10 protein-coding genes and 2 pseudogenes are annotated in these 11335 nt (G+C 46.4%); 3 read left to right on the top strand and 9 right to left on the bottom strand.

The features are described 5' to 3' along the window. Positions 1-62: 62 nt before the first annotated feature. The 9 genes and pseudogenes from QUB12_RS37730 to QUB12_RS34935 form a co-directional block, all read right to left on the bottom strand. Positions 63-910 (bottom strand): annotated as a pseudogene (locus QUB12_RS37730) (reverse transcriptase N-terminal domain-containing protein); the annotation flags it as partial. A gap of 625 nt (positions 911-1535) precedes the next feature. After that, positions 1536-2002, bottom strand: a pseudogene (locus QUB12_RS34970) (reverse transcriptase N-terminal domain-containing protein); the annotation flags it as partial. Positions 2003-2744: 742 nt separating this feature from the next. Further along, the gene (locus tag QUB12_RS34965) at positions 2745-3482 is read right to left on the bottom strand and encodes a response regulator transcription factor (protein ID WP_333142744.1); all 738 of its coding nucleotides are present in this window, start codon (positions 3480-3482) and stop codon (positions 2745-2747) included. A gap of 683 nt (positions 3483-4165) precedes the next feature. Next, positions 4166-5128, bottom strand: a complete 963-nt coding sequence (locus QUB12_RS34960) for an FTR1 family protein (protein ID WP_333310731.1) — start codon at positions 5126-5128, stop codon at positions 4166-4168. 94 nt (positions 5129-5222) lie between these two features. Next, positions 5223-5657, bottom strand: a complete 435-nt coding sequence (locus QUB12_RS34955) for a ferritin-like domain-containing protein (protein ID WP_333102835.1) — start codon at positions 5655-5657, stop codon at positions 5223-5225. A 118-nt stretch (positions 5658-5775) separates the two neighbouring features. Further along, positions 5776-6519 (bottom strand): hypothetical protein, encoded by a 744-nt coding sequence (locus tag QUB12_RS34950; RefSeq protein WP_333300516.1) that lies wholly within the window; start codon positions 6517-6519, stop codon positions 5776-5778. Positions 6520-6534: 15 nt separating this feature from the next. After that, positions 6535-7008 (bottom strand): hypothetical protein, encoded by a 474-nt coding sequence (locus tag QUB12_RS34945; protein WP_333102838.1) that lies wholly within the window; start codon positions 7006-7008, stop codon positions 6535-6537. Positions 7009-7144: 136 nt separating this feature from the next. Next, positions 7145-7780 (bottom strand): hypothetical protein, encoded by a 636-nt coding sequence (locus tag QUB12_RS34940; protein WP_333142740.1) that lies wholly within the window; start codon positions 7778-7780, stop codon positions 7145-7147. 387 nt (positions 7781-8167) lie between these two features. Next, entirely contained in the window at positions 8168-8533 is a 366-nt protein-coding gene (locus QUB12_RS34935; protein ID WP_333310736.1) for a hypothetical protein, read from the bottom strand. Here QUB12_RS34935 and QUB12_RS34930 point away from each other — a divergent pair. The 3 genes from QUB12_RS34930 (at position 8416) to QUB12_RS34920 (ending at position 11192) form a co-directional block, all read left to right on the top strand. Further along, positions 8416-9339: an energy-coupling factor ABC transporter permease gene (locus QUB12_RS34930; protein ID WP_333310734.1), complete on the top strand. Its 924-nt coding sequence runs from the start codon at positions 8416-8418 to the stop codon at positions 9337-9339. The two genes, QUB12_RS34935 and QUB12_RS34930, sit on opposite strands and share 118 nt — an antisense overlap. Continuing rightward, a complete protein-coding gene (locus QUB12_RS34925; protein ID WP_333102841.1) occupies positions 9332-9988 on the top strand; it encodes an energy-coupling factor transporter transmembrane protein EcfT in 657 nt (218 codons plus the stop codon). Before QUB12_RS34930 ends, QUB12_RS34925 begins: the two co-directional genes overlap by 8 nt. 469 nt (positions 9989-10457) lie before the next feature. Next, positions 10458-11192 (top strand): ABC transporter ATP-binding protein, encoded by a 735-nt coding sequence (locus QUB12_RS34920; RefSeq protein WP_333142738.1) that lies wholly within the window; start codon positions 10458-10460, stop codon positions 11190-11192. Positions 11193-11335: the final 143 nt, after the last annotated feature.

Raw genomic sequence — 11335 nt, 5'->3', positions numbered from 1 at the left:
GTTTGGACACTAACCTAGAGAAGTCACCTCCTCACTCACAACATGCGACATCGTGTCGCGCTCACGAAGTCATCTGCATACCTGATTAATGTTGCTCCTGATTGATAACCAGAGTATTTCCCTTTCTTGACTATTGTCCTTCTGGGGAAAGCTTGCTTAATCCGGTGTTCCATCCCGTGGAGGGCAATATTTGCTAGTAGTGGGGAGATGACCCCACCCTGTGGAGTACCCTCAGATGTCTCGTAGTGCTGCATATTGTCCATCACTCCCGCTTTTAACCAGGCTCGTATTTGACGGCGAATGGTGGGGAATGTATTAAGTTTGTTAAGCAGCGCTACATGGTTGATGCGGTCGAAACACTTGGAGATGTCGGCATCTAGCACGTATTTGGCTTTATACCTAATCTCGTTAAATATTGCCTCAATTGCATCATGACATGACCTTCCGGCTCTGAATCCATAACTGTTGGGTTCAAATCGCGCTTCCCATTCAGGCTAAGCGTGCCATCTTGACGAGTGCGCGGCATCGCTCGGTCTTTCATTGTAGGTATACCTAGAGGTCGCTTCTCTTCCGTTCCCGGTTTTGGAATCCATACTCTCCGGGTCGGGCTGACCTTAGAACCCAGTTTTAAGTTGTTTACTAACTTCAAACGAGCTGCTGGGGATAGAGATTTAATTCCATCCACTCCTGCTGTTTTTTTGCCAGTGTTATCTTGGGTAACTCTACGAACCGATAATGCTCTTGCTGACCAAGAATTCATCAACGTCTTTTGGAGTCTGCGTAATGCCTTTACATCACCACGTTGAGAGGCTTGATAGATTCTCTTTTGGAGCTTGTAAACTCGCCGCTCTAGCTTGCGCCAGTTAATCGAGCGCCATTCCACCGTAGTCTTTAAACTCGTTTTAGACATTTATACTCCCTACTTGAGTCTCTATCTTCCAAACATCGTGAGTCTGTCTGCATATCCTGAACATTACTTCAGGCTTTGGCTTTTGACTCAATCTTTCCTACTCGCAGCATCCGGTTAGCACCTACTCAGTCATCGACCTCACTGAGAGCTTACGAGAGGTTACTTCGTTTCTGATAGTCATTGATAGAGTTTTTAGAGCGGTACTCTCCACCGGGTTTGGAGGAAGTGCTTGTTGGTCAACCAGGAATTGCCAACTCCCCATTATCCTTGCCCTGTTTGGGACTCCCAGCGTTTAAGCCTGATTCCGCTGGTTATTCATGACGATGGTTAAACGTACCTTCGTGTGCCTACTCATGAACTCTTGCTTGGTGATTGCCAGATTAGGCTTCCAGCATTGACACCTTTCACCCCCGCTTCAGGGATTGATGGCTAGTCGCTACCCTGGGGGACACAGTTCAGAACTGCGCTCTGTGTGCTTTCACTCCTGCACTTGGAGGGTGGGACTTGAGCGGTTCTAGAATACTTTTCTCTCACCCACATGACTATCAAATTGTCAAGGTTCTTATGTTACTTGCGGGTAATCCTCTACCCATTTCAGGGCTAGTTTCTACCCAACGAATCGCACTCCTGGTCGAAACCCGTATGAGTTAGGTTCAAATCGCGCTTCCCATTCTGGCTAAGCGTGCCAGCTTGACAAGTGCGCGGCATCGCTCGGTCATTTATTGTCGGGATGCCTAATGGTCGCTTCTCCTCTGTCCCAGGCTTGGGAATCCATACTCGCCTAGTTGGAGCGACTTTTGGGCTTAATTTAAGTTTGGCAACAAGGGCGAGACGTTGTTTTGGGGTCAGGCTTTTAAGCCCATCCACACCAGCCGTCTTCTTGCCGCTGTTGTCTTGTGTTACCCGCCTGACCGCTAAGCATCTTGCTGACCAGGACTTCATCAACGTCTTTTGGAGTCTGCGTATTGCTTTAACATCACCACGTTGAGAGGCTCGATAAATTCGTTTTTGGAGCTTATAGACAGACCGTTCCAGTTTTCGCCAGTTAATGTGTCTCCATTCCACCATCGGTTGTGACCGTGTTTTAGACATATATACTCGGACTTTCGACTTTATCTTCCATATCACCGCGAGTCTGTCTGCATATCCCTGTCATTACAACAGGGCATTAGCTTTTGACTCTATCCCACCTGTTCGCAGCATACGGTTAGCACCTGCTCTTGGTATTCGACCTCCAAGAGAGCTTACGAGAGGTTACTTCGTTCCTGATAGCCATTGATTGAATCTTTAGAGTTGATGCTGTCCACCGGGATTATTGGGAGTGCTGCTGATACACCAAGACTTATCAGCCCCTAATCCATTGCCTTTTGGCTCCAGCGCAAAAAGCCTTATTTCGCTGGTTGGCTTTCACGATGGTTCAAGCGCATCTTCGCTTTCGCTACTCATGGATTCTTGCTAAAGGGGATTGCTGACTTAGGCTGTCAGCTACCTTCTTTCGTCCCGCTTTACCAATTTGATGGCTAGTCTCCTCAGTAGGGATCGTGCTTTCACCACTGCACCTGTGGGGAGGGATTTGTCTTTCTGTTATTAGGCAGGAGACTCACCCTCATGGCTATCAAGTTGTCAAGGTTCAGTTAGGATTACTCCTTTCTATGTTCCTTGCCTCCTATCTTTGGGCATTGCTACCCTTTCAGGAGAACGAGTCGCAGCCAGGCTTCAGCCGTGGGGAGTGTCAAATATTCATCTCAAACTCCAAACAACAAAGCCTGAGAGCTAATGCTCTCAGGCTTTTCTAGCTGAATTTTTCACTGCTTGTTGCATCGGGCGCGCTAGCTCAAGCAGAGGATTTGCTTTCTTCAGCTACTTGCTCGTTGTTGGGTAACTCCAGGCAATAACCAGCCCCGTATACGGTTTTGATGTACCGAGGATGGCGGGGATCGGGTTCCATCTTGGTTCTCAGGTGTCTGATGTGTACACGAATTGTTTCGATGTCGTCGTCGGGGTCGTAACCCCACACTTCTTTGAGAATTTCGCTGGGAGAGACTGTCTGACCGTGGCGCTGAAGCAAGCAGTGCAGCAACTCAAACTCTAGGTGGGTCAGTTTGACTGTCTGAGCGTACCAAACAGCTTCAAACCTTTCGGGGACAAGGGTCAGCGGGCCGTAATTCAGAATTTCGGAGTGTTTGGCAGCTTGGGGGATGCGGTCTGTTCGCCTTAGTAGAGCTCGCACTCGCGCTAGCATCTCTTCTAGTTCAAAGGGTTTGGTCAGGTAGTCGTCGGCGCCGGAGTTGAAGCCTTCTACTTTGTCTTGAGTTTGACTTAAGGCGGTCAACATCAAGACGGGAATGTCTGAGGTGCGCTCGTCACGCCGCAAACGCTGACATACGGTGAATCCGTCTACTCTAGGCAGCATGAGGTCTAGCATGATCAGGTCGGGGAGCAGTTGTATGGCTAGTGCCTGACCTTTGATGCCGTCTTCTGCCTGGGTGACTTCGTAGCCAGCCATTTCTAGGTTGACGGCTACGAGTTCGGCGATCGCCGCGTCATCATCAATAACAAGTATCCGGGGCATCATTATTTATCTCACCGCTAACCAGATGGGGGAGGCTACAGCCTTCTGGGGGTTCCAGGTAACTTTAACAAGCAATTTTTTAATTTTAAGCTTCATTTAAGAATTATAAGGTTGATTAAGACCTTTTTGAGCTATGTAAAAATTGTTGTATTAATTATAAGCGCCTTCAGTGGGTATCAGAAAGACTGTTCGCCAGAAATCTGGCCTGGAGTAGATTTTTTGTTGGCGGGCGCGACTTCTGTGGCGACGAGTGATGATGGGATTTGAGATTTTAGAGCCACCCTGCGTTTGTTTGCTCGTAGTGGGTCATCGCCCCTGTTCTCGATCGACACCTTTGCGGGCCTGACATTGCCAATTCTGCTCTCTGCAAGTTACATATTTTCGACGATCGCCCACTCTACGACTTGTGATTTATAAAGTTGGTGAGGTTGAGAAAAATTTTGTTTTTTTTGAGGGTTAGCCCTTGCTTTTTTTAGCTCTTGACTGTATTATTAAATAATAGAAATCTAACTATTTATTTTCAAAACAAGCGCTATTCCCATTATTAAATAATATCATACAAATGTCAAAGAGTCTATCCCAAAACCCTAAAATTTTTGGCCGATTTTGGAAAATCAGGCAATTTTTTTGGGCCTCAGAAGCAGTGAAAGCAGGGAAATAATCTGTAACCATAGCCGACACAACTACTGAGAAAGAGTTGATTCTTGAGCCGACTGAGTATTTTTTGGGGAAACAGTCGCCTTAGAGCCTAATTTTTGGAAATAAAGACCGCCGATGGTGGCTAAGAATATTGTGTAAGCCGCCGCTTGGACGAGATAAAGTCGATCTCTGTATCCAAACAGTGCTTTGAGAATCACTCCGGGAAATTGTCGATCGGGCAAAATTTCCGCTGCATTCCACACCATAGGCCCTAAAATACAAGAGTGGAGTGGTGCGAGGCGATCGTAATAAAAACAAATCCCTGCATACTGGCTATTCATCTGCGACAACATCCCAGCGGCTTGGTCAAAATGTTTGAGTGCAGATACTGCCAAACCTGCCACGATTAACAGCAACAAAATCCCCATAAACTTGAAAAACAGGCGGATATCAATTTTTACGCCCCACTTGAACAGTAGCGCGCCAATGATTGCCGCCCCAGTCAAACCGCCCAAAGCACCTAAAGCAGGAGTTAAACCTTGTTGAAATTGAGCGCTGACAAATATAACTGTTTCAAAACCTTCGCGCAGTACCGCAATAAAAATTAAGCCAAATACGCCCCAGCCGGCATTGCTATTTTCTGTCAAGGCTGCTGTAACTGCTCCTTCAACTTCAGCTTTGAGAAAGCGCGCTTGCTGAGTCATCCAAATTAGCATCCAGCTTAGCATTGCGATCGCCACAATTCCCAACACGCCCTCTAATAGCTGTTTAATTACTGGTGCGTAAGGCTGCTCGGATGTTGATAGGGCTGCGAGCAATCCATTGAATAAAACACCCACAAAACCGCTAGCAGCAATTCCGGCTGCGACACCTGCATACACCCAAGAATTGAGGTGAGTTTGCTCGGCTTTTTTGAGGCAAGCTAGTACAATTCCGACGACTAAGGCGGCTTCTACGCCTTCGCGCAGGGTAATTACAAAAGTTGGTAGGGCTTCGCTAAAATTCATTTTTTATAATCATGGGGCATGGGCATGGGGCATTGGTCATTGGTCATTGGAAATACAACTTACCACTAACCAATAACCAATAACAATGATTAAATCAACTATAATCCCGCAGCATTTTTTTCAATTCTACTTGGTGCAATTCTTCTTGTCCAATTAGATTGCGGGCATATTCTTCCAAATAAACGCTGGAGTCGGTCACAACGTCAAGTAAAGATTTATACTTTTTGAGCGCTTTTTTCTCGTGATTTAAACTTTCTTCTAACAAGTCTTTCACCGAGTGTTTGTAGGTTTCTTCGATGGGAGCAATTTTCTGACTGGGATGCCCCTCTAAACCGGTGAGAATTTCTCCTGCTTGTTGGGCGTGGAGTAGGGATTCCGTGGCTTGTGCTTTAAAAAACTGCACGATGGGAATCCGGTTTGGCCCTGTCACCATTAGTGAATAGTGGGTATAGCGCACGACACCTGCAAGTTCCCATTCCATGATGGTGCATAGCAGTTCCTGAGTTTTTTTTTCGTCAAGTTCTTTCATTTGTTGTTTTAGATGTAGAATGCCTTAGAGGGCGCTGTTTATAATATCACATTTAAGTTAAAAATGAAAAGTAAGGTGCGGAGGACGCACCTTACCGGATATAGATGTTGTATGTGAGTTAGGGGTTAACTTCTAAGGTTCCAGTAGGAGCAAACACTACAGTAAACTTAGCGACTGGTGCTGCATTGTTGCTGCTAGTTTCGGGAGATTTGAGCAGATTTGGCAAAGGAGTTTCTTGGGTGTAATCCTTGGCTGGCTGGTTGAGGGGCTCGAAATTGCCGATCGCCCCATCTTGACTTGTAGTGACTCGATAGACTAGATTTTGATTGAACGTAGGGCTAGTTTGCCAAGTTCGATCGATGCGATCGTAGACTTTTAGAGCTAACTCATCTAGTTTTACGCGATCCGTAATTTCTGCTGTCTGATTTGTTCCATCCACCGCCTGAACTTGCTGCTGGCCTGCTGATACAGGTACAGCTTGGACAGTCTTATCTGTAGGGCTACTCGCAATAGCCGTTTCAGTAGACGTATTAGTGAAAGGTAAAACCTTTGGAGACTTGTCAGGCAGCTTTTTTTGGCTATCAACCCCTAAATAGGAATTATTTGCAGCCGGAAGCGCACTGCTACTGGCAATAGCTGGTTGGGCCAGCCCCTTAGCAACAGCATTAGCAACAGCATTAGCGGGATTTTGTCCCTCGATTGTGAAAGACTTGACGTGGGAACCGAGAAACTTTTCTTTTTGGCTGACGCGCCACATTGAGATAGGAAAAGTCACAAAGAAAAGAGTCAAAACTCCCATACTAATCCAAACTATTTTGTGCATCTCCCTGGCTGGGATCGGCTTATTTTTTGTTTCCATCATCAAACCTCGCATTACTTAAGTTAAGGGCAAATAGGGGAAGAGAGGATGCCAGGACATAGCTGTCGCAGCAACTAACAAAGCAAACATCCAGAAAAATATGGTGCGACTTTTAATCTGCTGATTTTTCCACACCAGATGCAGAATTGGCCAACTGACAAGCCAACCGACAAGCAACATAGTTTCTTTGCCCGTATAGCTGCCGATGTTGCCCCACAATTCATCATTAGTCTTGCTTCCGGGAATCCAACTACCGAGGTTCCAAAGCATTTCGTTTATCTCTTTGGATGTGTCCCCTAAATGGTGACTCACCATCATTGTGAAACAACCAATTGCAGCGCTAACTATTGCTGCTGCTGCTGGGCCCGAAACCCTAGGCGCAGTTGCCGAACCCTCAGCTAAACCGTTAGGAAAGTGTTTTAATTTGCTCCAAAATTTACCGTAAAAAGGTTCATCCCCCGCATGACTTTGGCGGGATAATTGTCTGGTCATTTCACAAATCTCCTATGATAGTTGATAGTTGAGAGTGGGTAGGGGCAGTGCCACCTTGTCCGCCTTGAGAGTCAATCGATTGAGAGTTGAGAGTTGAGAGTCGATTGATTGATAGTTGATAATTGGCAAATGCGGACTACAAAGCATGAATTTTAGCAACGCCAATTCCACTTACCATGCCACCCATTGAAAAAAACATTAGGGCCATCAAAGCTACACAGGTTGCGGTTAAAACCGGGCGATTATGCTTTTCTAAAATTGCATCGCCGTAAGTCCACAGAATCCAGGTGCAAGCTATTGCTAATGGCAGGGTAAACAGGACGCTAAACTCGTGATATTCCATCAAAACATACTGCCCTAAAGGCGAGTTTTCTTTCAGCCAAGCCCGAGCTCCGCCAAAGTCCATGCCTGCCCGATAACGCATATAAGCCCAATTGCCGGTAGCTATGGCTAAAAAGCTCAAAATAGATGACCAAAAGGCTAATGTACGCATTTGTGGCAAGATTTTACCGCCACCCCGCAGCAACGGGAAAGCTAAATGTCCCGTGTAAACCATCACTACCATTGCAAACATTGCGCCTAAGCCGTGAATGGTTCCCATCAATCGTTGCCAATGGCTGGGATGCAGTAGGTTGACTAGAGGTAAAAACAGAAACATACCAGCCGATAAAAAACTCAGTCCGTAGATAGAAACTTGAGCGATATCTAACTGTCTGGGAAATTCCGATGGAACTAAATCGGTAGTTGAGTCTTGGGTTGACGGCTGCACCACTGGCAAACCTCCTGTAGGTTGTGCGGAAAATTACTTGAGAATAAGCGCATTAGTATTTTGAGTTTCTTGATAATGGAGCTCGTGCAGGCAAAGCCGATCGCACTTGGGCGCGCTCGACAACTGCAAACCTACTGCTAACTATATTGAGTCGCAATAATTCGCACTTTTTAGTTTCTCTAACACGCAATACTTTGGCTTTGACTAGCTATCGGCTAATTTCACTGTTACGATCGTCAAAAACTTAATGCTATTTATTCTCAACAATTGAGAATAAATCCAAGGAGAGATTTTCAGTAGATTCTTTATATTTTTTTAATATTCTTGTTTGAGCTTGACGGTGAATAGAATTTTGGAGTTGAATCGGTAAACAAATATTGATAATTCTTATCAAAAAGCTTCAATGTGCAGGTTGTCTGTAAAATATCCGAATAATTCTTCAGGATTATTTAATGTCAAATTTCTCATCCTCAAAATTCTGCCCATGAGGCGGTAATCTATATCCCATAAGGGATCGCCCGCCACCAATCCCCCGATCGCTCGCTCGCAGAAATACCCCCACAGGGGATGGTAAATTTTTGTAAAAAATAGTTGACTAAAGGGCTGGAACTTTTCTCGTTTGGGAGAGATCGATGCACATACCTGATGGCTTTCTTTCACCGCCAGTAGCCATTGCCACCGGCATAGCAAGTGCAGCAGTAATTGCAGTTGCGCTAAATCGAACCCGCGCCAGTCTTGGACTTCGACAAGCCCCAATCATGGGCTTAACCACAGCTTTCGTGTTTGCAGCCCAGATGATCAACTTTCCCGTAGCCGGCGGCACCAGCGGCCACTTGTTGGGAGGAGCGCTGGCATCCGTCGTATTGGGGAACCCTTGGGCGGCAACTTTGGCAATGAGCACGGTTTTTATAATTCAGAGCGTCTTGTTTGCCGACGGGGGCATCACCGCCCTGGGAGCCAATATTTTTAACATGGGGCTAGTTGGCATTTGGGTGGGCTGGTGGCTGTTGCAGCCATTGCAGCAACTTTTGGGAGGTTCCAGAAATCGTTTGCCCCTAGCGGCGGGCATCGCCGCGGGCCTCAGCGTCGTGGCTGCTTCGATTTGTGTGGCGATCCAATTGGCAATTTCTGGAACAGTAGGACTCAATATGGCATTGCCAGCAATGGTAGGGGTACATATTTTAATTGGCATTGGCGAAGGGGTAATTACAGGCGGCGTTTTAACTTATCTCGTCAAAGTGCGGCCGGATTTACTACCGGGACAACAGCCACAACTGCAGAAATGGGTAGTGCCAGTAATCGGAGTTTTATTAATTTCCGGGGTGCTTTCACTGTTCGCATCAAGTTGGCCAGACGGGTTAGAAGCGGTAGCAGAAAAATACGGCTTTAAAGATAAAGAAGCTGTGGCGATCGAAAATCCCACTCCTTTAGCAGATTACACAGTTAAAGGATTAGAAGAACAGCCTGTTGGTACTAGCATTGCTGGACTTTTAGGGTCTGCCTTCAGCTTCGGCGCGGCTTTTGGAATTGCTCAGTTGGTGGTAAAACCTAAAGATGTCTAAACTCTCCATACCTTTTCGATTGCGAATGTCTCTCACAATTGTGATTGGCATGGGTTTTCTGAAGACAGGCGCTTGGCTGTGGCTGGGAATTTATGGGGCGATCGCACTTTTTTGGTCGTTTTGGCTCAGGGCTCCCGTGCGAACCCTAGCGCAACTGTTGGGAGCAGAATTGGTTTTTCTCTCCTTATTAGTGCTGCCCCAAGGTTGGGAACGCGCCAGTTTTCTGTTGCTACGTTCCCTAATTTGCCTGCTAATTATGAACAGCTTTCTGCTAACTTTGCCACCCCACAGTTTCGGAATCGCCCTCAAAGGATTACCCCTACCAGCAGGTTTGCAAGAGATTGTACTTTTAACAGGACAATACTTAGAAATCCTGCTGTCCGAAGTCAACCGCATGAAAATATCAGCCCAACTCCGGGGCTTGTCCGGTACCGGAGGATGGCTGCGCTACGCCAGTGCTTCCATGATCGGAGCGCTTTATTTGCGAAGTCTCGATCGGGCAGAAAGAGTACACGCAGCCATGCTAATTCGCGGGTATCAAGGAGCTTTACCTGCCGACTCAAAATCAACACCAAAAGAGCGACTCTGGCTGACACTAGCAATTTTAATCGCAGCCGGATTAACAACAGCTTCTTACGGTTATTCGTAATTGGGCATTGGGCATTTAACTGGTTCCCAGGCTCTGCCTGGGAATCCATATCCAGAGGCTCTGCCTCGCCTCTTGCGGAGGAAAATTGGAGGCAGAGCCTCCCGATCTGCGTTCCCAGGCAGAGCCTGTGAACGAGTAGAATTGGTAATTGATTAATTCAGGCCTCTACCTTTTGCCTTATCCCTTCCCCTCTCTGCGCCCTCTGCGTTCTCTGCGGTTAAATACTCTTTTAACTGGTTCCCAGGCTCTGCCTGGGAATCCATATCCAGAGGCTCTGCCTCGCCTCTTGCGGAGGAAAATTGGAGGCAGAGCCTCCCGATCTGCGTTCCCAGGCAGAGCCTGTGAACGAGTAGAATTGGTAATTGATTAATTCAGGCCTCTACCTTTTGCCTTATCCCTTCCCCTCTCTGCGCCCTCTGCGTTCTCTGCGGTTAAACACTCTTAATCCTAAAATAGAGGAAAATAAAACTTGAGTAGACTAAAATCCGTGCCAACAATCGAAGTAGAAAACTTAGTATTTGGCTATCCAGATCAAAAGCCAGTATTGCGGGGAATTTCTTTTACTTTGCAACCGGGAGAAAGAGTTGCTCTACTCGGCCTGACAGGTGCTGGTAAAAGCACTTTGCTCGAAAACTTGATCGGATTAAAAATGCCTCAAGCGGGCGAGATTAGAGTGCAGGGAAAAAAGTTGGAAGAGGCGACTTTATCGCAGGCGCGCAGGCAGATTGGATTTTGCTTTCAAGATGCTAACGACCAGCTATTTATGCCCACTATTTTAGAGGATGTCATGTTCGGCCCCCGCAATTACGGAGTGCCGCCGGGAGTGGCGCGCGATCGAGCTTTATCACTATTAGACGAATTTGGTTTAGTAGAATTTGCCAACCGTTCGGCCCACGAACTTTCAGGAGGCCAAAGAAGATTAGCAGCCTTGGCAGCAATTTTAGCATTAGAGCCGGCAATTTTAATCTTAGACGAGCCGACCAACGGACTCGATCCCTCGTGGCGGCGTCATTTGGCTAAGGTTTTGTCCCAATTGCCGATCGAGGTAATTTTGATCGCTTCTCATAATTTGAATTGGATCGGGAAAACGACTCAAAGGGCGTTAGTTTTGGCGGATGGTGAGATTAAAATTGACAGAAAAACCCAAGATTTGCTGGCAGATACATCCACTCTCGAATATTACAATTTGCCGCCCGATTGGTAATTAACTATTGGTTATTAATCCTTACATAAAGCAGTCATAACTAACCACAAGCGATTGCTTGACTTTGCAGGGTAAACGCATCTAAATTAATTTGACAAATACCTAAATTTGTGCACTACTAAATAACTAAAAAAACCTTCTAA

It is taken from the genome of Microcoleus sp. B7-D4, from assembly GCF_036705125.1.
GTDB lineage: Bacteria > Cyanobacteriota > Cyanobacteriia > Cyanobacteriales > Microcoleaceae > Microcoleus.
The sequence above is the reverse complement of the archived record's forward strand: the minus strand, read 5'-3'. Positions and strand labels throughout refer to the sequence as shown.